This window comes from Nocardioides sp. (assembly GCF_047602075.1).
Lineage (GTDB): Bacteria > Actinomycetota > Actinomycetes > Propionibacteriales > Nocardioidaceae > Nocardioides.
This window is the reverse complement of record NZ_JASGIF010000001.1, coordinates 1,593,120-1,613,935: the sequence shown is the minus strand read 5'-3', so window position 1 is coordinate 1,613,935 and position 20,816 is coordinate 1,593,120. Positions and strand designations below refer to the sequence as shown.

Here is a 20,816-nt window from a genome sequence, read left to right as displayed (position 1 = left end):
GATATCGCGCGCGAGAGGTGTCACCGGTCGAGGTGCTGATCGAGACCTGTCCCGGTCCGATCACCCCTTCACCTCGGCCGGAGATATCGCTAAGGTCGTGCGAGGCAATAACGAAGACCATTCGTTTCTGGACGGAGGCTCTATGAGCGCCACCCTGGCCATCATCGGTGCGGACATCCGCACCATGGATCCGCAGCGTCCACGCGCGAGCGCCGTCGCCCTCGACGGCGACACGATCGTCGCCGTCGGCGACGATGCCGAGATCCGTGAGGTCTGCGACGGCGCCACCGAGATCCTCGACGGCCGGGGGTGGCACCTGACCCCGGGCCTGACCGACGGGCACCAGCACCTGCTCGAGGGCGCGACCATCGCGCAGGGCATCGACTTCGACCGGGTCGGCACCCTCGACCGGGCTCGGACCCTGGTGGCGGCGGAGCGGGATCGGGTCGGGCCCGGGTCGTGGCTCTACGGCTACGCGCTGGAGTACTCCACGTTCGGTGGCCGCCCCTACCACCACACCATGTTCGACGACGTGTCCGGTGGGCGACCGATGTTCGTCTTCGCGCTCGACCTGCACACCGGCTTCGCGAACGCGGAGGCGCTGCGGCTGGCCGGAGTGACCGGCGCCCGGGACTTCCCGGACTCCTCCTCCATCGTGGTCGACGACGAGGGCAAGCCGACCGGGGAGCTGCGGGAGCGGTCAGCGGTGGAGGTGGTGCTCGCTGCGATCCCGCCGCGCACCCCCGCGCAGACCCGAGCTCTGCAGATCGAGGCGCTGCGGCGGCAGAACGCCGTCGGCCTCACCGCGATCCACCAGATGGACGGTGACCCGGACGCGCTCGACGCGTTCGAGGCGCTGGAGGCCGAGGACGCGCTCACCATGACGGTCGCGGTCCACAACATCTTGACCCCGACCATGGAGAGCGACTACATCGACGAGCTGCTCGCCACACCGCCGCGCAGCGGTCGCCGGTGGCGCTCCGACGGCGTCAAGTTCTGGCTCGACGGTGTCGTCGAGACGGGGACCGCGTGGTTGGAGCATGCCGACGACCGCGGCGGCGGCACCGAGCCCAACTGGCCCTCCCTGCCCGACTGGGAGGTGCTGGTGCGTCGCTGCCACGACGCCGGTCGGCGGATCGCCACCCACGCGATCGGGGACCGCGCGGTCCGCGAGACCTTGGATGTCTACAGCCGGATCGACGGTGCCGCCGGACGGCACCGGATCGAGCACATCGAGACCGCGCCCGACCAGATCGTCGGTCGCTTCCGGCCGGAGGGAATCACCGCTTCGGTGCAGCCGATCCACATGCGCTGGATCGCCGCCGACTTCTCCGATCCGTGGTCGCAGCGGCTCGACCACGACCAGTGTCAGCACGCGATGCCCTCGGGTGATCTCTCCGCGGCCGGTGCACTGGTCGTCTTGGGGTCGGACTGGCCGGTGGCGCCGTACGACCCTCGGCTCGGCATCTTCGCCGCCCAACTGCGGCGCTCGCCTGACGTGGACGACCCCGCGCCGGTCGGCGCATCCCGGCCGCTGACCGGGGAGGAGACTCTCGCCGGCTACACAATCAACGCTGCCCGCGCCGTCGGAGAGGGCGACGTCGCCGGGATGCTGCGCCCCGGCTACCGCGCTGACGTGGTTGCCTGGGCCGACGACATCGCCACCTGCAATCCGGTCGACGTGCCCGACCTCCCTGTGCTGCTCACCGTGCAGGCGGGTCGGATCGTCCACCGCGCCCCGGAGGTCGACCCGGCATGACCAGACGCCATCCGAGCAGCCACACCTGAGCAATCCATTCACGACTACTGTTCCAACCATCGCACCACACAGAGCCGGCAAGACCGGCGAAGGAGAGGCCCATGTCCCGAGTTGGCCGCACCCGTGTCCTGACCGCCGTCGCTACGGTCGCTCTCTTGTTCATCGCCGGATGCGGTCGCTCCGCCGACGAAGATGACAACCAGAACAACAACGTCAGCGAGGACACCAAGCTGACCACGATCACTCCCGCCGGCACCTCCGAAGCGGGACCGATCACCTGGACGGTCTACCGCGACGTGCAGACCCTTGACCCGATCTACGCCTTCGACTACCCGGACAACACGGCCGTCTCGCTCATGTGCGAGTCGTTGCTGCGCATGCAGCCCGACGGTCAGATCGCCGACGGCCTTGCCAAGATGAGCCAGCCCGACGACTCCACCTTGGTGTTCGACATCGACCCGGCAGCGACGTTCTGGGACGGCAACAAGGTGACCGCGGAGGACGTGGTCTTCAGCCTCAAGCGGCAGACCGATCCGAACCTCGGTGGCTTCTACGGCGCCACCTTCAGCCGCGTCGACTCGATCGAGGCAACCGGCGACGAGCAGGTGACGGTGAAGCTGAAGGAGCCGGACGCCTGGCTGCAGGGCGAGCTGGCGTCGTTCCCCGGCATCATCTTGGAGAAGAGCTTCACCGAGGCCCAGGGAGCCAAGTACGGCACCCCGGATGGCTCCATCATGTGCACCGGTGCCTACAAGCTGAAGTCCTGGGAGCCCGCCACCGGCGTGGTCGCCGAGGCCAACACGGACTACTGGGGCAGCACTGGTGCTCCGAAGACGAGCGAGATCGTCTTGAAGGGCGCCCCCGACGAGGCGGCGTTCACCAACTCCTTGACGACTGGTGAGATCCAGGGCTCCTACGTGTTCGCACTCTCGACGCTCAAGCAGCTCGAGGACTCCGACAAGGTCAACGTCGTCCAGGGCCCCGGCTACTCGACCGATGCCTTCGTGATCAGCAACCTCGACGGTGCGCTCGGCGATCTGAAGGTCCGCCAGGCGCTCTCGATGGCCATCGACCGACAGGGCATCATCGACACGGTCTACAAGGGCGCTGCGTTGATGCCGCGCTGGTTCTCCAACCCCGGCACCTTCGGCTACGGCGTCTCCACCTTCCAGGATGCCTACGACGCGACCGACCCGATGTCGCAGGACATCGACAAGGCCAAGGAGCTGGTCAAGGAGGCCGGCGCCGAGGGCAAGACGGTCACCATCGGCATGTCGAGTGAGCTCGCCAACATCTCCGCAGTGGCCAGCGAGTATCAGACCGCGGGCAAGGCGATCGGACTCGACGTCAAGCTGAAGTCGGTGTCGGCCAACAACTACATCAACTTCTTCATCGACCCCAAGGCTCGCGCCAGCGTCGACGGCTTCCTCACCGTCAACTACGGTGACTATGCCGACCCGGCCGCCCTGCTCGCCACCATCGTGCTGCCGGACGGATCGCAGAACTTCTCCGGCTACAGCGACGCGGAGACGACCAAACTGATGAACCAGGCGCGCAGCGAGATGGATCCGGACAAGCGAGCCGAGATCATGGTCAAGGTGGAGGAGCGGATCACCGAGCAGCTCCCATGGATCCCCAACGTGCAGCCCACCACGGTGCTGATCCTCAACAAGGAGTTCAGCGGAGCAGTCTCGTCCTTCGCCTACATGTTCGCCCCCTGGGCGAACCAGCTCGGCGGTAGCTGAGCCGGGGGTGACTCGCGTGCGGTTCCTGCTGCGGAGGCTGGCCATGCTGGTGGCCAGCCTCCTGGTGGCCAGCTTCTTGATCTTCGCCGCGATGTACGCCGCACCCGGCAACCCGCTGGCGGCCCTCTCCGGTGGTCGGTCACTCTCGCCGGAGGCGCAGGCGGCGCTCGAGCAGCGCTACCACCTGGACCAGCCGTTCTTCAAGCAGTACTGGTACTGGCTCAGCGGCGCCGTGCACGGTGACCTGGGGATCTCCATCACGCTCAAGCAGGACGTCTCGTCCCTGATCGCCCAACGCGCGTGGATCACCATGTCGCTGGTGCTCTACGCCTCGATCCTGATCGTGCTGATCGGGGTCGGGTTGGGCATCGTGGCGGGGCTCAAGTCCGGCTGGCTGGACACCTCGATCCTGGTGGTGTCGTCGTTCTGCGCGGCGATCCCGGCCTTCGTGGCGGCGATCGTGCTGGCGCTGGTCTTCGCGGTGACGCTGGGTTGGTTCCCGACGATGGGCACAGGGGAGGGCTTCTTCGGCAACCTGCGAGCGTTGACTCTGCCCGCCATCTCGCTGGCGATCTCGGCGATAGCGATCGTGGCCCGGGTGACCCGGGCGGCGATCCGGGAGGAGGCCGGAAAGGAGCACGTGCAGACCGCCGTCTCCCGTGGCATCCCACGACACTTCGTGATCACCCGGCACGTGTTGCGCAACGCGTCCATCCCGATCACCACCGTCACCGGCATCACCATCGCCTCGCTGATCGCCGGGTCGGCGGTCGTCGAGCAGGCCTTCGGCCTCAACGGGTTGGGGCAGTGGCTGGTCAGAGCCGCCGCGTCGAAGGACCTCGCTGTCGTCCAGGGGATCTCGCTGTTGCTGGTGATCGCCTTCGTCGTGGTCAACGTCGTGGTCGACATCCTCTACGCGGTGCTCGATCCCCGTGTCACCCTTGGGCAGCGTGCGTCATGACCGCGATGGTGACCACGACGGCGACCCAGGAGAGGCCGCGCCGACGGGGACTGCGATCGAGGCTCGGAGTCTCGGGCGCCATTGCGGCGACCATCGTCGCGATCGCTTCTCTGGTCGCGGTGATCGGCCCCTGGATCGCACCACACGACCCCACCATCGCCAACCTGTCTCAGGCGTGGCTCGCTCCCAGCGCCGACCACTTGCTGGGTCAGGACGTCCAGGGTCGCGACGTGCTGTCGCGTCTGCTCGCTGGCGCCCGATCCTCCATGCTCGGGCCGCTCCTGGTGGTCGTGGTCTGCATGGTCCTCGGCTCGTCCCTGGCGGTGACCTCCGCCTGGCGACGGGGCTTCACCGATTCGGCGATCTCCTCCGGCCTGGACATCCTGTTCGCCTTCCCGGCCATCTTGTTGGCGGCACTGTCCGCGGTCGTCTTCAGCCCCGGCCTGTGGGCCGCGGTGGCCGCACTGTCGGTGGCCTACACGCCGTACGTCGCTCGCGTGCTGCGCGGCGCCATGCTGCGCGAGCGCAACCAGCCCTACATCGCGGCGCTCGAGGTGCAGGGCAGTGGAGCGACCTCGATCTGCATCCGACACCTGCTGCCGAACGTGATGCCGCTGATGGTCGCCCAGGCCACCATCCTGTTCGGGTACGCCGTCCTCGACCTCGCCGTCATCTCCTATCTGGGGCTCGGCGTCCAGCCGCCGAACCCCGACTGGGGCGTGATGATCTCCGAGAACCAGTCCGGCATCCTGCAGCACTACCCGATGCCCGCGCTCACTGCGGGTGCCTGCATCGTGGCGGTCGTGGTGGCGATGAACCTGCTCGGCGAGCGACTGCTCGAGCGATCGAATGCGAGTGGACGATGACCGCGACGACGATCGAGACCCAGCCACAGCCCGCCGGCGCGGGGTCACCACTGCTCGAGGTGGACTCACTGGCGCTCCAGTTGCCCGTGGACGGCGAGTATCGGCCCATCCTGCGAGGGGTCTCCTTCACCCTGGCCGCTGGTGAGGCGCTCGGCCTGGTCGGTGAGTCGGGCTCGGGCAAGTCGATGACGGTGCGCGCGATCGACCGGATCCTCCCGCCGCGCGCTCGACTGGAGGGCACGATCCGTTTCGACGGCCAGACGGTGGCCGACCTGTCCGGCGCGGCGCTGAAGAAGTATCGCGGCGAGGTCGCGATGGTCTTCCAGGATCCACGCGCGCACATCAACCCGGTGCGCCGGGTCGGTGACTTCATGACCGAGGTGCTGCGCACCAACCTCGGGGTGAAGCCGAAGGCCGCGGCGGAGCGAGCGGTGGAGATGCTGGCTCGGGTCGGCATCCCCGACGGTGCGCGCCGGCTGGATCAGTATCCCCACGAGCTCTCGGGCGGACTGCTCCAGCGGGTGATGATCGCCAGTGCTCTGCTCACCGAGCCGCGGCTGCTGCTGGCCGATGAGCCTACTACCGCGCTGGATGTGACGACCCAGGCCGAGATCATGGCGATCCTCGACGACCTGCGCCGCGACTTCCAGCTCGCGGTGCTGTTCATCACCCACGACCTGGATCTGGCCTCCGCGGTCTGCAACCGGACTGCGGTGATGTATGCCGGGGAGATCGTCGAGGTCCGCCAGTCATCGCTGCTGCACACCGATCCGCTGCATCCCTACACCTCGGCGCTGGGAGCCGCTCGACCGGATATCAGCGAGTCGGCGCATCGACTGCAGGCCATCGCCGGCCGACCGCTGTCCGCGCTCGAGGCGCCACTCGACGCCTGCGCCTTCGCGGCCCGCTGCCAGCATCACGAGGAGGTCTGCGACAGCAGCCACCCCGACCTGGTTGCGATCGACGGCGGCCTCACTCGATGTGTGCGCGCCGACGATCTGCGTGGACGACTGGGGGTGAGCCATGACTGAGCCCTCGCACACCACCCCGTCGAGCGGTGCGCCCAGCGACGCCGTACTCGCCGTGCGCAACCTGCGCAAGGACTTCGGTGAGGTGACCGCCGTCGACGACGTGAGCTTCACGGTGCCGCGCGGAGGCTCGCTCGGCATCGTGGGTGAGTCGGGATCGGGCAAGACCACCGTCGCGAAGATGATCGTCGGGCTGGAGCGACCCACCTCCGGCGAGATCTACGCCGCTGGCCACGATCGCTCCAAGCCCGCGCGAGGCGGGGCGGAGCGTCGGCGCCGTGGGCGCGAGGTGCAGATCGTCTTCCAGGATCCCTACTCCAGCCTCGACCCGCGCCAGCCGATCGCCGCAATGCTGGACGAGGTGCTCCGACTGCACCACGAGATGTCGCAGGCCGATCGACGAGCTCGGGTGGTCGAGTTGGTCGACCTGGTCGGGCTCGACGAGCGGCAGGGACAGGCGCTGCCGCGAGCGCTCTCTGGAGGGCAACGCCAGCGCGCCGCCATCGCCCGAGCGCTCGCCGCCCAGCCCGAGGTGATCATCCTCGACGAGTCGGTAGCCGCGCTGGACGTCTCGATCCAGGCTCAGATCCTCAACCTCCTGGCTGACGTGCGCGACGACGTCGGTGTCTCCTTCGTGCTGATCAGCCACGACCTGGCCGTCGTCCGCCAACTCACCGAGGAAGTGGTGGTGATGCGGAACGGCCGCATCGTCGAGTCCGGCACCACGACGAGCGTGCTGGACGATCCGCAGGAGGCCTACACCAAGCGACTCCGGGCCAGCGTCCCCGGTCCTGGGTGGAGCATCGACCAGGTCCGCGAGGCCGCCAGCCTCGCCACCGACTGACGCCGCGGTTAGCGGCCGAGGGCGGTGAGGGTCTGGCGGGCGATCTCCCACTCCTCGTTGGTGGGGATGACGAGCACGGCGACGTCGGCGCCGGCGGGCGAGACGAGGGTGGGACCGTCGACCTCACCCCGGTTGCGCTCCAGGTCCAGCCGGATGCCGAGACGGTCGAGGCCGGCCAGTGCGGCCTCCCGCAGGTCGGGATTGTGCTCGCCGACACCTGCGGTGAAGACGATGGCATCCACGGAGCCGAGCACGGCGTAGTAGGCGCCGACGTACTTGCGGATGCGGTAGGCGTAGACGTCGAAGGCCAGCTCCGCCGCGGGATCGCCCTCCGCCCGCAGCCGCACCACCTCACGGAAGTCGTTCTGGCCAGCGATCCCCTTCAGACCCGAGTCGCGGTTGAGTGCGGTGTCGATCTGCTCGAGTGTCCAGCCGAACTGCCGAGCGAGGTGGGCATGGAGGGCCGGGTCGATGTCACCGGAGCGGGTGCCCATCACCAGCCCCTCCAGCGGGGTCAGCCCCATCGACGTGTCGACCGACTCGCCAGCACGTACGGCGGTCGCCGACGCGCCGTTGCCGAGGTGCAGCACGATCACGTTGACCTCGGCCGGATCGCGGCCCAGCATCCGGGCGGCCTCGCCCGAGACGAACTGATGAGAGGTGCCGTGGAAGCCGTAGCGGCGGATGCGGTGCTCGTCGCGCCAGGCGAGCGGGACGGCGTAGGTGTAGGCCCGGGGTGGGATGGTCTGGTGGAACGCGGTGTCGAACACCGCCACGTGGGGCAGGTCGGGGAAGAGCCGGCGTGCGACGGTCAGCCCCTCCAGGTTCGCCGGGTTGTGCAGCGGGGCGAGCGGCACCAGGTCGGCCACCGCTGCCAGCACCTGGTCGTCGACGACGACCGGATCGGCGAAGCGTGCGCCGCCGTGGACCACCCGATGGCCGACGGCGGTGATCGGGGTCTCGGTGAGGGAGGGCCCGATCCGGCCGAAGGCATCGACCGCGGTGCGCAGCGCCTCCTCGTGGCTGCGACACTGCCGATCCTCTCGGTGCTTCGTGCCATCGGGGCCGGTGTGGGTGTGGCTGCCGCCCGACTCCTCACCGATCCGCTCGACGAGCCCGGTCGCCAGGGCGACGCCGGTGTCGGCATCGACGAGGCTGTACTTCAGCGACGAGGAGCCGGCGTTGACCACCAGCACGTGGGCGGTCATTGCTGCTGGGCCTCGGTCGGGGCTTGGGCCTGGATCGCGGTGATCGCGACGGTGTTGACGATGTCGCGCACGGTGGCTCCCCGGGACAGGTCGTTGACCGGCTTGCGCAGCCCTTGCAGCACCGGCCCGATCGCGACCGCGCCGGCCGAGCGCTGCACGGCCTTGTAGGTGTTGTTGCCGGTGTTGAGATCTGGGAAGACGAACACGGTCGCCCGACCGGCCACCTGCGAGTCCGGGAGCTTGGTCCGGGCGACGGCGGCGTCGATCGCGGCGTCGTACTGGATCGGGCCCTCGACCAGCAGGTCGGGCGCCTTCTGCTTGACCAGAGCGGTCGCTGCCGACACCTTCTCGACCTCGGCGCCGCTGCCGGAGCTGCCTGTCGAGTAGGACAGCATCGCCACCCGCGGCTCGACCCCGAACGCGGCGGCGGTGCCGGCCGAGGAGATCGCGATGTCGGCGAGCTGTTCCGCGGTCGGCTCCGGGTTGACCGCACAGTCGCCGTAGACCAACACCTGGTGGTCCAAGCACATGAAGAAGACCGACGACACGACGGAGACGCCCGGCACGGTCTTCACCAGCTCGAGGGCCGGTCGGATCGTGTGGGCGGTGGTGTGCACGGCGCCGGAGACCATGCCGTCGGCCAGCCCGAGCTCGACCATCATGGTGCCGAAGTAGGACACGTCCAAGACGGTGCTGCGCGCCTCCTCGAGGTCGACGCCCTTGTGCTGGCGACGTTGGTGATACTCCTCCGCGAAGCGCTCCTTCAGATCGCTCTCGCGCGGGTCGAGCAGCGTTGCTGCCGTGATGTCTGCGCCGATCCCCGCGGCCCGGTTGGTGATCGTCACCGGGTCGCCGAGCAGGGTCAGGTCGGCCACCCCGCGCCGCAGCAGCAGGTCGGCTGCCTGGAGGATGCGCTCCTCCTCACCCTCGGGCAGCACGATGTGCCGGCGGCCACTCCTGGCCGTGTCGAGCAGCTGGTGTTCGAACATCAGGGGAGTGACGGCGCTGGTGGGCGCCACCTCGAGCCGGTCCAGGAGGGTGTCGGTGTCGACGTGCTCCTCGAAGAGGTTCAGGGCAACACCCACCTTGCGGGGCGAATCGGGATCCAACCGTCCACGGACCGAGGAGAGTCGGGCGGCCGTCTCGTGAGTCCCGTGCTCGGTGGCGATCATCGGCAGTCGGGCGCCGGTGCCCTCGAGCAGCCGACTCACCTGATCGGGAAGAGCGAAGCCGCCGTTGAGCACGATGCCGGAGACCTGCGGGAAGCTCGTCGAGTGGTGCGCCATCAGCACACCGAGCACGACCTCCGGACGGTCGCCGGGCACGATCACCACGGCGCCGTCGAAGAGCCGGTCCAGCACGTGGGGCATCGTCATCGCGGCCACGATCACACCGGTGGCCTCACGGGTGAGCAGAGCATCCTCGCCGCGCACCAGCCAGCCGTCGCAGGCCGCCACCAGGTCCTCGACCGACGGCGCCGACAAGATCGGCTCCTCGGGCAGAACGGCCGCCAGCACGTCCTTGCCCGCGAGCGTCGCCCTCGTCTCATCAAGGTCGTCCGGCTGCACCCGGTTGGCGATCACCGCGAACAGGCTGCCGTGGCTGGCACTGAGCTCGGTGGCGGCGAGATCGGCCATCGCGTTGAGCTCGGCCGGCGTCCGGCCGCGACCATTGAGCACCAGCAGCACCGGCGCACCCAGGTTCGCCGCGATCCGGGCGTTGTAGGAGAACTCCGTCGGCGTCCCCACATCGGTGTAGTCGCTGCCCACCACGACGACCGCGTCGCTGGCATCGGCAACGCGGTGGTAGCGCTCGACCACCAGGTCGAGCGCCGCAGCCGGATCGGCGTGGGCCTGGTCGTAGGTCACCCCGACACACGAGTCGTAGTCGAGGTGTACAGCGTCCTGGGCGACCAGCAGATCCAGCACCGCATCGTGATGTTCCGGGTGACTGGGTTCGGTGCGGATCACCGGGCGGAAGACACCGACCCGCTCGACCCGACGAGACAGGGCATTGAGGACGCCCAGCGCCACTGCCGACTTGCCGGTGTTGCCCTCCAACGAGGCGACATAGACGCTGCGACCCATGTTCGGAGCGTAGCGATGTCCGTCGGAGTCGAGGGCGTGCGTCCATGGCGCTCGACGCCGATTGGTCGAGCCCGTGCCGTCGGCCGAGCCTGTCGAGGCCGCGGCGCCTGGTCGGGCAGACTGAGGCGGGTGGTCCGGGCTCGGAGCGGACCGACGACCAGCGGGTGGAGGGACGACGGTGGCCAAGTCAGCGGGGCGCGACCAGCGCGAGCCGATGGAGCGACTGGTGCGGCTGGCCAGGGTGTTGCACCACGCAGGCAAGGTCGGCGTCGAGACACCGACGTTGCTGACGGTCGCCGGCTTCGAGGGTCGCAAGGACGGTGCCAGCCAACTCGCCCGCGAGTTCCGGCAGATGCGCACGCTCGGCTGGCAGATCGACAACATCGGCGGCAGCGGCGAGTTGGGCCGCTACCGGATGACCACCGTCGACAACCGCCTGCGACTCCGGCTCACCCCTGCCCAGCAGACCGCCCTACGTCGTGCCGTGCTGCTCGCCGACCGCGACGGCCTGGTCGAGCGACTCGGGCTTCCCGACAGCGAGCGGCCCGCCGACCTCTCGGCAGCGGTGCCGACCGGGCCTGCCGATCCGGCGCTCGCGGCGGTGATGCGCGCCGTACGCCTGCGGTGCATCCTGCGCTATCGCTACTCCGGCGTCGACCGCGTGGTGCATCCCGACTCGGTGCGCACGCAGCACGGCACCTGGTATCTCCTGGGCCACGAGGACGGCTCCGACCTAGCAAAGTGGTTCGTGGTGAGTCGGATGCAAGACGTCCGCTCCGACCCACCCGGCACCGCGACTCCCACGCCGACGACACGTCACACCGGCCTGCACCCGATGACGTGGGAGATCGACGAGCCCACCGAGGTGACGCTGCGGGCGTCCGACGAGTTCGCACCCGACGTACGCCGCTCGCTCGGCCCCCCGCACTCGGAGACCGCGACCGACGGCGTCGTGGAGATGGTCTATCGGGTGACCCATCGCGCCGCGCTGCGCCACCGGCTGTGTGAGCTTGGCCCACGGGTGGAGCTGGTCGGACCCGAGGACGTCCGCCGCGAGTTGCTCGACGAGCTCGCCGAGATGGCAGGTGAGTGATGCCACCAGCCAAGTACGTCCAGCGCATCGCTCGGCTGCCGGAGGTCTTCGAGGTGCTCGCCGCGCACCCGGACGGACTCCCGCTCGCCTCCGTCGCCGACACGCTCGGCCTCCCGCCTGACGAGCTGCGAGAGGACCTGCTCGCCTTCTTCGCCGCCGACGTCGGCGTCCTGCTCGGTCTTTCCGGCCCGGCATCCTTCGAGTTCCTCGGCTCGGATGGCGAGGAGGAGGATCCAGCGACGGCCGATGTTCTTCGCCTGGTCGACGAGCGACCCACCGAGGAGCTCGGCGTCGAGCATGTCGACGCCTCCGAGCTCGCCCTGATCTACGCCGCCGCCCAGGCCCTGCTGGAGATCGAGCCCATGAACGACGACCTGGCCGGCGCGGTCGACGTGATCGCCGAGACGCTCTTCGGAGGCAGTGCGGGCGCAGCCGACCTCGGCGCCGTCGATGGATCGCCTGACCAGACCACGCCGGATGTCGAGCCGTTGGCGGTCCTGCAACAGGCTGTCAGGGAACACCGCCGGGTGCGGATCTACTACTCACGGGCCTGGCAGCCGGGGGTGACCGAGCGAGACATCGACCCCTACCTGCTGGTGCAGACCCGGCGCGGCTGGGAGGTCGATGCCGGCCCGCCCGACGAGGAGACCGGGCTGCGCACCTTCCTGCTCTCCCATGTGCGCTCCGCCGAGCTGACCGACCGGACCTTCGACCCGCCCGCCGATCTGGACCGTCTCCTCAAGGAGCAACGGGCGACCACCACCGTGCGGGTCGAGGTGCCCCACACGGCGCGCTGGGCCGCGGATGTGTACGCCGAGCGGGTCGAGGTGATCGACGACGACGAACACAGCGTCGTGCTCGACCTGGACCTGTTGCCACCGGTGCGGGAGCGGATCGGCCGGCTGCTGCTCGTCTCCGGACCCCGGGCGCGGGTGCTCGACCCGGCCCGGTTGGTCGCCGCGGGTCCCGAAGTCGCCGCGACGTTGTTGGCCCATCATCGAGCGCCCGGCGCTCGGGATCTCTCTGCTGTCGAGACGATCGATACCAAAGCGATACACGACTAGGTCGAGGCTCAGAGGCTGAGCCGACCCTCGAGGAGTAACATCACGCCGAACCGTGGCCGGATGGTCGCGGGAGCACCCCAGAAGGAGAAGAGATCCACATGCGCAAGCCGTCGCTGCGGTCGGTCCTGTCGCCTTTCGCCATCGTGGCTGTCGCCGCGTTGTCGCTGGCCGGATGTGCCAACAACGAGACGTCCTCACCCGCGAAGAGCAGCGAGAGCGTGGAGGTGTCCAAGGACGCCGACGCCGCCGCCAAGCTGCCGTCGGAGATCGCCGACAAGGGCGTGATCGCGATCGGGATCGACCCGACCTATCCACCCAACGAGTCGAAGGACGCGCAGGGGCAGCCGGTCGGCTGGGAGGTCGAGTTGATGGACGCGATGGCGGCCAAGCTCGGCGTGAAGACGGAGTACACCGTCGCCAAGTTCGACAACATCATCCCCGGCATCACCGGCGGCAAGTACGACATGGGTCTGTCCTCCTTCTTCGACACCAAGGAGCGGGAGAAGCAGGTCGACATGGTCGACTACTACACCGCCGGCATCCAGTGGGCCACCTTGAAGGGCAAGACGGTGGACCCGGACGACGCCTGCGGCATCACCCTCGCCGTGCAGAACGGCACCACTCAACAGCTCGAGGACGGCCCGGCGAAGTCCAAGGCCTGCACCGACGCGGGCAAGGAAAAGATCACCCTGCTCGGCTTCGACACCCAAGACGACGCCACGGCCGCCGTCACCCTCGGCCGCGCGCAGGCCGTCTCTGCCGACTCGCCGGTGATCCAGTACGCCGTCAAGCAGTCCGACGGCAAGTTGGAGCTGTCTGGTGACGTCTACGACGTCTTCCTCTACGGCATGCCCACCGCGAAGGGTGACACTGCCCTTGACGAGGCGCTGGTGGCGGCGCTCGACTCGCTCAAGGCCGACGGCACCTACGAGGCGATCCTGAAGAAGTGGGGCGTCGAGAGCGGCGCACTGTCCGAGTTCAAGATCAACGGGGCCGAGCGGTAGCCATGAACTCCTCGGCGACGACCCCGGGGGTTCAGCCCCCGGGGTCGACCCCGGATGACGAGGACGTCATCAAGGCGATTCCGCTGCGGCACCCGGTGCGGCTCCTGTGCGCCATCCTCGTCCTGGCCGCCGTGGCCATCTTCCTCTACGACGCAGCGACCAACCGCCCGGCCTATCAGTGGGACATCGTCGGGAAGTACGTCTTCGACCGCCGGATCTCCCGGGCCGCGATGATCACCCTGTCGCTGACGGCGCTCTCGATGTTCTTCGCGATCCTGCTGGCCGTCGCGCTGGCCATCATGCGGCTCTCGCCCAACCCGGTGCTGAAGTCGGTGGCGTGGGGTTACCTCTGGATCTTCAGAGGGACACCGGTCTACGTGCAGTTGGTGTTCTGGGGGCTCTTCCCGACCATCTACCAGAGCATCTTCCTCGGCATCCCGCTTACTCACATCGGGTTCGACATCTCACCGCAGAGCGCGATCAGCCTTTATTGGTGGGCGGTCATCGGTCTCGCCCTCAACGAGGCTGCCTACATGGCCGAGATCGTCCGCGCCGGACTGCTCTCGGTCGACCCGGGCCAGGAGGAGGCGGCGACCGCCCTGGGTCTGTCCTGGTGGCAGACCATGCGACGGATCATCCTGCCCCAGGCGATGCGGGTCATCATCCCGCCGACGGGCAACGAGGTGATCTCGATGCTGAAGACCACCTCCCTGGTGACTGCGGTGCCCTACTCGATGGATCTCTACACCCGCACCCGGGACATCTCCGGTGAGAACTTCGCCCCGGTGTCGATGCTGATCGTGGCCTCGATCTGGTACGTCTTCTTCACCTCGATCCTGATGATCGGGCAGTACTTCCTCGAGCGGCACTACGCACGCGGGACCCGACACGTGGAACTCGGCGGCGTCCAGGGTGAACCCAACCCGATCATCGCGCCGAACCACCAGGGAGGGCCGGCATGACGATCACGCCCATGGTCAACGCCGAGCGGGTGGTCAAGAAGTTCGGCTCCCACACCGTGCTCAAGGGTTGCAGTGCCACCGTCGAGAAGGGGCAGGTGCTCTGCATCATCGGCCCGTCCGGCTCGGGCAAGTCGACGTTCCTGCGCTGCATCAATCACCTGGAGAAGATCGACGGTGGCCGCCTGTTCGTCGATGGCTCACTGATCGGCTACCGCCAGCACGGGGACAAGGTCTACGAGCTCAAGCCGCGGGAGGCGTCGGCCCAACGTCGAGACATCGGCATGGTGTTCCAGCGCTTCAACCTCTTCCCGCACCTCACCGTGATGGAGAACATCACCGAGTCCCCCCGGCGAGTCAAGCGGGTGCCGAAGGCCGAGGCCGAGGCCCGGGCGACCGAGCTCCTGGCCCGGGTCGGTCTGGCCGAGAAGGCGAAGGCCTACCCGGGCTCGCTGTCGGGTGGTCAGCAGCAGCGGGTGGCGATCGCCCGGTCACTGGCGATGGAGCCCAAGCTGATGCTCTTCGACGAGCCGACCTCGGCCCTGGACCCGGAATTGGTCGGTGAGGTGCTCGAGGTGATGAAGCAGCTCGCCGAGAGTGGCATGACGATGATCGTGGTCACCCATGAGATGGGCTTCGCGCGCGAGGTTGCCGACCGGCTCATCTTCATGGACGACGGCCTCATCGTCGAGGAGGGTGAGCCCCGGGAGATGATCGCCAACCCGCAGCACGACCGCACCAAGGCGTTCCTCTCCAAGGTGCTCTGACCCCGGCGGTCCTTCTCGGAACGCTCAGACCAGGGCGCGCAGACCCCGCTTGGCGAGCTGGTCGGCGATGATCACCCGGTGGATCTCCGAGGCGCCCTCCCAGATCCGCTCGACCCGCAGCTCGCGGGTGAACCGCTCGGCGACGTTCTCCCGCATGTAGCCGCGGCCGCCGAAGATCTGCACGGCCCGATCGGCGACCCGGCCGGCCATCTCGGAGGCGTAGAGCTTGACCATCGATGCCCGTGCGTGCAGCACCTTGCGGTCGGTGCCCGCGTCGATGGAGCGGGCCGTCTCGTAGACCATTGATCGGGCGGCGAACAGTTCGGTGAGGCTGTCGGAGAGCATGGCTTGGACGAGCTGCTTGTCGATCAGCCGCTCGTCGCCGATCACCCGGTCCTGGGCGAAGGCGGTGGCCTCCTCGATGAGCCGCTCGGCGGCACCGAGACAGCGCGCGGCGATCATCATCCGCTCGAACCGGAACCACTCGTGCGCGAAGGTCATCCCCTCGCCCTCGGCACCGATCAGGTGCGAGACCGGCACCCGCACGTCTTCGAAGGCGACGATCGGGTGATGGTGGGTGGTTGTGTGGGAGTACGCCGGCGTGCGGACCACGCGCACCCCGGGCGACGGGAGGTCCACCACCACCAGGGCATGCTCACCTGCCTGGTCTCCCTCGGTGAGCACGCCTTGGAAGAAGCAGTAGGTCGAGGAGTTGAAGGAGGTCACGTGCCACTTCACGCCGTTGAGGACGTATTCGTCGCCGTCGCGCCGGACGGTCGCCTCGAGTGCTGAGACGTCGGTCCCGGCGAACTCCTCGGTGATGGCGTAGCACTCCTCGTTCTCTCCGCGCACGGCCGGCAGCAGCCACCGCTCCCGCTGATAGTCGGTCGCGACCTCGGCCCACCAGGCTGGGGGAGTGTGCATGATCCAGGCGAGGGCGTTGGTCACCCGGCCGGCCTGCTCTTGGACCAGCACCTGTTGGAGGAAGGGCAGCCCGGGGCCGCCGACGGAGGCCGGGATGTTGGTGGCGTAGAGGCCGAGCTCGATGGCTCGGTCGCGATGCTTCTCGGTGGCGCCGGCGGGGAGTGCGCCGCCGGCCATCTCGGCCTCGACCTCGAGGGGGATGAGCTCGTCGGTGAAGGCCCGTGCCCGCGCTTGCAGCTCTAGGTCCTGCTCGGTCAAGCCGTACATCCCGCACCTCTCCCAGGCTCATTGACTGACTGTTCAGTCTAGATCAGGGTCGGGCGCGGTGACCAGCACCCGGCGTACGCCGTCAGCCACCACTCGCGTGGCACAGGGCGACGAAGGCACCGAGGGGGCTTCCCGGACATTGACTGACGGTTCAGTCTGTGCCAGCGTGGGCGAGTGGCCAGCACACGGTGTCTCCCTCGGAGTGCCGACGCCGTCGTGGTCGGTGGCGGGACGATCGGAGCCTGGGCGGCCTGGTTTCTCAAGCAGTCCGGACTGGCCGATGTCGTGCTGGTCGAGGCCGACCGGCTTGGTCAAGGTGCCAGCACCCGCGCGGCCGGGATGGTCCGGGCCCAAGGCGGCACTGAGGCGGCTGTCCGGCTCGGCATGTTCAGCCGTGACTTCTACGCCCAGCTCGGGGAGCGGGTCGGCATTGATGCCGGGTTCGTCGCGCAGGGCTACTTCATGCCGTGCTTCACCGAGCCGGAGGTGACGACCGCGCACGCGCGCATCGCGATGCAACAGTCCCTCGGGCTGGACGTGCGGTGGGTCGGGCCGGACGAGTTCGACGCGATGAACCCGTCGGTGGCGCCGGGGGAGACGCTCGGTGCGTCGTACGCCCCCGGCGACGGCTACATCGAGCCGCCGTTGAACGTGCTCGCCTACACCGCGGCCCTGTTCACCGCGGGCGTGCACGTCGCCGAGCGGACCGCGTTCACTGGCGTGCGCACGGCCGGCGGGCGGATCACTGCAGTGCAGACGACCGCCGGCGAGGTCGCTACGGATCGGCTGGTGCTGACCGGCGGCCCGCACCTGAAGACGATCGGTGAGCAACTCGGCGTGCTCATCCCCTCCGCCGGCGTGCGGCACCAGGTCGTCACCACCGCGGCCCACCCCGACCTGGCCGCTGATCGGCTGCCGATGGTCTTCGACCTGATGTCGGGGATCTACTGGCGGCCCGACGGGTACGGCGGAGCGCTGTGGGGGATGAGCAATCCCGACGAACCCGCTGGGGTGGCGGTGGACTTCGACTGGGCCTACTTCGAGTCCATGCGGGCGCGGATCGCCAAACTTCTGCCGGCCACCGACCGGCTGGGCCTACGCCGTGCCTGGGCCGCCACCATCGACTTCACGCCGGACCACCTGCCAATCCTCGGACCGTTGCTCACTGCGGACGGGCCGGTCGGAGGGACCACGGTGGCCGCGGCCGGAGGACACGGGATGATGTGGGGTCCTGCCGTGTCTCGGGTCGCGGCCGACCTGGCCACCGCTGGCACGACCGATGTCGTGGACGTCGCCGATCTGGGTCTGGACCGTTTCGATGACCAAGGTCGCAGCCGCCTCGACCCGGACCCGATCGCGCTGCCCTTCCCGACGTCCCCGTAGGAGCGCGGGCGACCGCGACGGATGCGCCCCGGTCGCCGGTCTGAGGTGCATCCTGTCGCGGGTTGCTGCGCTGAGTCGTCAGAGCACGGGCACGTCGTACTGAGCGATCGCCTGGTCAACCGTGACCAACGTTCCCCCCTCACTGATCGTCTGCGCGATGAGCATCCTGTCGAACGGGTCACGGTGGTGGAAGGGAAGCTCACGGAGCAGCGCGGCGTGGCCTGAGGTCAGCGGGAGATCGGTGTAGGTCCCGCCTGCCGTGGGGTCGGCCAGGAACGGCTCGACGCCGTGGAGTTCGCCGACCGAGGACTTGATGGCGAGCTCGGCTACCACTACCGCAGAGACGAGGACGTCGTTGCCCGGGTCGATGATCGCCTCCCGCTGCGAGGTGGTGAGTCGGTTCGGCGAATGGCGCGCCCAGAGGTAGGTGTGGGTGTCGAGCAGCAACCTCATGCGCCGTACCAGTCGCGCTCGTCTTGGGGCGTCCAGGAGTCGAAGTCGTCGGCGACGGTCAGTGGACTCTCGGCGAGGTCGCCGAGCCGGCGGGGCTCGCTTCGACGGACCACAGGGCCGAGTTGCGCAACCGGCTTGCCGTTCCGCGCGATCACCACGGTCTCCCCAGCCTCCGCGGCCGCGATCAGCCGACTGAACGAGCTCTTCGCGTCGTAGATGTTGACAGTGGTCATGGCACCATCATACCTGGTTGGCCAGACCTGGTCAGGCCCGATCGTGCGTGATGGACGCCGGCCAATCCAGCCCGATCTCGGCGCGCGTGGATCGCGTCGCCCTCAGCAGACCAATACATCCACGGCGAGCACGCCGTCGGGGGTGCAGATCAGCGGATTGATGTCCAAGGCGTCCACGTGGTCGGGGAGGTCGAGGGCGAGGCGAGAGAGGGCGGCGAGGGCGCCGGCGACGGCAGTCCGGTCGGCCGGCGGCGCGCCGCGGACGCCGTCCAGCAGACGGGAGATGAGGGGCACCTCGCCCAGCAGCGCGAGCGCGGCCGATTCGTCGAAGGGTGGCAGCGCCACCACCCGCTGGGCGACCAGCTCCACCAGGGTGCCGCCGGCGGCGAGCACGACCAGTGGCCCGAGGTGGGGATCGCGCACGACGCCCAACGCGAGCTCCACGCCCGCCGGCGCCATCGCCTGCACCAGCACGGCGGGACCGAGTCGAGCGGCCAGGTCGTCGTACGCCGCCTGCACCTGCGCGGCATCCGTCAGCCCCAGCACCACCCCGCCGACGTCGACCTTGTGAGCGACCGCGGCGGCGGTCTTCAGCGCGACCGGCCAGCCGACGGCCTCGGCGGTCAGCACGGAGTCGTCGGGGGAGGTCACCACGCGGGAGCCCGCGACCGGAATGCCGTACGACGACAGCAGCGCGAAGCCGTCACCCACCTCGGCAGTCCCGCTGGCGGACCCGGTGGTCAGGGGCGGGGGAGTGACCCGACGATGCGTGACCAGGTGACGCAATGCCCGCAGGCCGGGCTCCAGCCCCTCCAGCACGGGGATCCCGGCGGCCCGGAGCCGGGCCGCCGTCGGCTGATGGACCGCGGCCGAGGAAGGGGCGAGCGCGACGAACGGCGCATCGATCTCGGCCTGGACGCGCAGCAGCGCCTCGGGATAGGAGTCGTCCCCGTCGAACTCCTCGACCAGGTCGACGGCGAGCGCAGTCACGCCCACCGAGTCGTCCGCAGCCAGCATCGCCAAACAATCGGCGAACAGCTCCTCGGTGTCGGCCCCAGTGCTCCACACGTCGAGCGGATTTCCAGCCGCCAGGCCGTCGTCGATGCGTGCGGAGAGCGCGCCGAGGGTGGCCTCGGAGAGCTGGGTGAACGAGACGCCGAGCCGCTCCGCCACGTCGGCGGTGTAGGTGCGCTCGCCGCCCGAGTCGTGGATCGAGGCGACACCGAGCCCGGGCCGGACGGGCCGCCGGCCGATGGCGAACAGCTCGAGGGTGTCGATCAGCTCGTCGAGGGAGCGGGCCCGGTGCACGCCGTAGGCCCGCAGCAGCGCCTCCCACGCGGCATCACCGCCGGCAATGGCACCCGAGTGAGCAGCGACCAGGGACTGGCCGACCTCGGAGGTCCCGACGGTGAGAGCGACCACGGCCACGTCCTGATCGGCCGCCCGGGCGAGCGCTGCTCGCAGCGAGTCGATCGACCGCATCGTCTCGAGGAAGAGGCCGATCACGCGGGTCTGCGGCAGGTCCAGCGCATAGTGCAGATAGTCGGCAGTGGTGGTGACCAGCTCCTGGCCGGAGGAGACGACCAGGGAGTAGTCCAGCCGTCGATGCGTGCGCAGCATCGCGGAGAAGACCGAGCCGGAATGGGTCACGAACGCGATCGGTCCCGGCGTCAGGTCGTCGCGCTCCAGATAGCCCATCGCCCGGACTCCCCGGGCCAGGTTGAGGTAGCCCATGCAGCCTCCGCCGACCATCGGCAGGTCGCCGGCCGCGGCTCGCAACGGCTCGGCGAGTCCGGTCGCCGAGCCGAAGACGACCGCGCCGCCGTCGCCGCGCTTGGCCGCCAGGGAGACCTGGTCGACCAGCGCTGCGTCCGGCACTCCGAGCAGGACCAGGTCGACGGCTTCGTCGAGGTCGGCGAGGCTGGGCACGGTGGGTTGACCCTGCACCTCCGGGTGGTGGGGGTGAACCAGGTGGACCCGCTCGACGCCGGGGCTGCGCAGGGCCTCGGTGCTCAGCCGCGCACCGAATGAGCCGGGTCGGGCGCTCGCTCCGACGACCGCGATGGACCGGGGCTCCAGAAGGCGACGCACGGCGGCGCGACGCGGATCCTCGCCCACCAGAGTCCTTCCGCTCGACCGGCCGTTGCTGACTGACTGTTCAGTCTAAGCGC

The 20,816-nt window shown here is 69.0% G+C and carries 18 protein-coding genes; 12 read left to right on the top strand and 6 right to left on the bottom strand.

Annotated elements, in window-relative coordinates:
- The first annotated feature begins 142 nt into the window (after window positions 1-142).
- The 6 genes from QM714_RS08130 (at window position 143) to QM714_RS08105 (ending at window position 7,203) form a co-directional block, all read left to right on the top strand.
- Window positions 143-1,759: an amidohydrolase gene (locus tag QM714_RS08130; protein WP_415099314.1), complete on the top strand. Its 1,617-nt coding sequence runs from the start codon at window positions 143-145 to the stop codon at window positions 1,757-1,759.
- A 101-nt stretch (window positions 1,760-1,860) separates the two neighbouring features.
- Complete coding sequence (locus tag QM714_RS08125; RefSeq protein ID WP_415099312.1) at window positions 1,861-3,504, top strand: ABC transporter substrate-binding protein; 1,644 nt, start codon at window positions 1,861-1,863, stop codon at window positions 3,502-3,504.
- Between the two features lie 16 nt (window positions 3,505-3,520).
- Window positions 3,521-4,465, top strand: coding sequence for an ABC transporter permease (locus QM714_RS08120; RefSeq protein WP_415099310.1), 945 nt, complete (start codon window positions 3,521-3,523; stop codon window positions 4,463-4,465).
- A complete protein-coding gene (locus QM714_RS08115) occupies window positions 4,462-5,331 on the top strand; it encodes an ABC transporter permease (RefSeq protein WP_415099308.1) in 870 nt (289 codons plus the stop codon). Before QM714_RS08120 ends, QM714_RS08115 begins: the two co-directional genes overlap by 4 nt.
- Window positions 5,328-6,362, top strand: a complete 1,035-nt coding sequence (locus QM714_RS08110; protein WP_415099306.1) for an ABC transporter ATP-binding protein — start codon at window positions 5,328-5,330, stop codon at window positions 6,360-6,362. Before QM714_RS08115 ends, QM714_RS08110 begins: the two co-directional genes overlap by 4 nt.
- The gene (locus tag QM714_RS08105; protein ID WP_415099304.1) at window positions 6,355-7,203 is read left to right on the top strand and encodes an ABC transporter ATP-binding protein; all 849 of its coding nucleotides are present in this window, start codon (window positions 6,355-6,357) and stop codon (window positions 7,201-7,203) included. Before QM714_RS08110 ends, QM714_RS08105 begins: the two co-directional genes overlap by 8 nt.
- Before the next feature lie 8 nt (window positions 7,204-7,211).
- Here QM714_RS08105 and QM714_RS08100 read toward each other — a convergent pair whose 3' ends face one another.
- Window positions 7,212-8,411, bottom strand: a complete 1,200-nt coding sequence (locus tag QM714_RS08100) for an acetate/propionate family kinase (RefSeq protein WP_415099302.1) — start codon at window positions 8,409-8,411, stop codon at window positions 7,212-7,214.
- The gene (gene pta / locus QM714_RS08095; protein ID WP_415099300.1) at window positions 8,408-10,498 is read right to left on the bottom strand and encodes a phosphate acetyltransferase; all 2,091 of its coding nucleotides are present in this window, start codon (window positions 10,496-10,498) and stop codon (window positions 8,408-8,410) included. The genes QM714_RS08100 and pta overlap by 4 nt, the downstream gene beginning before the upstream one ends.
- A gap of 178 nt (window positions 10,499-10,676) precedes the next feature.
- On the opposite strand from pta, the gene QM714_RS08090 reads away from it, so the two are divergent.
- From QM714_RS08090 to QM714_RS08070, 5 genes are all read left to right on the top strand, one after another.
- Window positions 10,677-11,591: a WYL domain-containing protein gene (locus QM714_RS08090; protein WP_415099298.1), complete on the top strand. Its 915-nt coding sequence runs from the start codon at window positions 10,677-10,679 to the stop codon at window positions 11,589-11,591.
- Window positions 11,591-12,655, top strand: a complete 1,065-nt coding sequence (locus QM714_RS08085; RefSeq protein ID WP_415099296.1) for a helix-turn-helix transcriptional regulator — start codon at window positions 11,591-11,593, stop codon at window positions 12,653-12,655. Before QM714_RS08090 ends, QM714_RS08085 begins: the two co-directional genes overlap by 1 nt.
- A gap of 98 nt (window positions 12,656-12,753) precedes the next feature.
- Window positions 12,754-13,659 carry an ABC transporter substrate-binding protein gene (locus QM714_RS08080; protein WP_415099294.1) on the top strand — a complete coding sequence of 302 codons (906 nt, stop codon included), beginning with the start codon at window positions 12,754-12,756 and terminating at the stop codon, window positions 13,657-13,659.
- 2 nt (window positions 13,660-13,661) lie between these two features.
- Window positions 13,662-14,621, top strand: coding sequence for an amino acid ABC transporter permease (locus tag QM714_RS08075; protein ID WP_415099292.1), 960 nt, complete (start codon window positions 13,662-13,664; stop codon window positions 14,619-14,621).
- The gene (locus QM714_RS08070) at window positions 14,618-15,385 is read left to right on the top strand and encodes an amino acid ABC transporter ATP-binding protein (protein WP_415099290.1); all 768 of its coding nucleotides are present in this window, start codon (window positions 14,618-14,620) and stop codon (window positions 15,383-15,385) included. The genes QM714_RS08075 and QM714_RS08070 overlap by 4 nt, the downstream gene beginning before the upstream one ends.
- A 24-nt stretch (window positions 15,386-15,409) precedes the next feature.
- Here the strand turns inward: QM714_RS08070 and QM714_RS08065 are convergent, their stop codons facing one another.
- Entirely contained in the window at window positions 15,410-16,576 is a 1,167-nt protein-coding gene (locus QM714_RS08065; protein ID WP_415099288.1) for an acyl-CoA dehydrogenase family protein, read from the bottom strand.
- 174 nt (window positions 16,577-16,750) lie between these two features.
- Between QM714_RS08065 and QM714_RS08060 the strand changes: the two genes are divergently transcribed.
- Window positions 16,751-17,959, top strand: coding sequence for an NAD(P)/FAD-dependent oxidoreductase (locus QM714_RS08060; protein ID WP_415099286.1), 1,209 nt, complete (start codon window positions 16,751-16,753; stop codon window positions 17,957-17,959).
- A gap of 78 nt (window positions 17,960-18,037) precedes the next feature.
- Here QM714_RS08060 and QM714_RS08055 read toward each other — a convergent pair whose 3' ends face one another.
- From QM714_RS08055 to QM714_RS08045, 3 genes are all read right to left on the bottom strand, one after another.
- On the bottom strand, window positions 18,038-18,412 hold the full coding sequence (locus tag QM714_RS08055) for a type II toxin-antitoxin system VapC family toxin (RefSeq protein ID WP_415099284.1): 375 nt from the start codon (window positions 18,410-18,412) through the stop codon (window positions 18,038-18,040).
- A complete protein-coding gene (locus tag QM714_RS08050) occupies window positions 18,409-18,645 on the bottom strand; it encodes a type II toxin-antitoxin system Phd/YefM family antitoxin (RefSeq protein WP_415099282.1) in 237 nt (78 codons plus the stop codon). The genes QM714_RS08055 and QM714_RS08050 overlap by 4 nt, the downstream gene beginning before the upstream one ends.
- A gap of 102 nt (window positions 18,646-18,747) precedes the next feature.
- Window positions 18,748-20,763: an acetate--CoA ligase family protein gene (locus QM714_RS08045; RefSeq protein ID WP_415099280.1), complete on the bottom strand. Its 2,016-nt coding sequence runs from the start codon at window positions 20,761-20,763 to the stop codon at window positions 18,748-18,750.
- Window positions 20,764-20,816 lie beyond the last annotated feature (53 nt).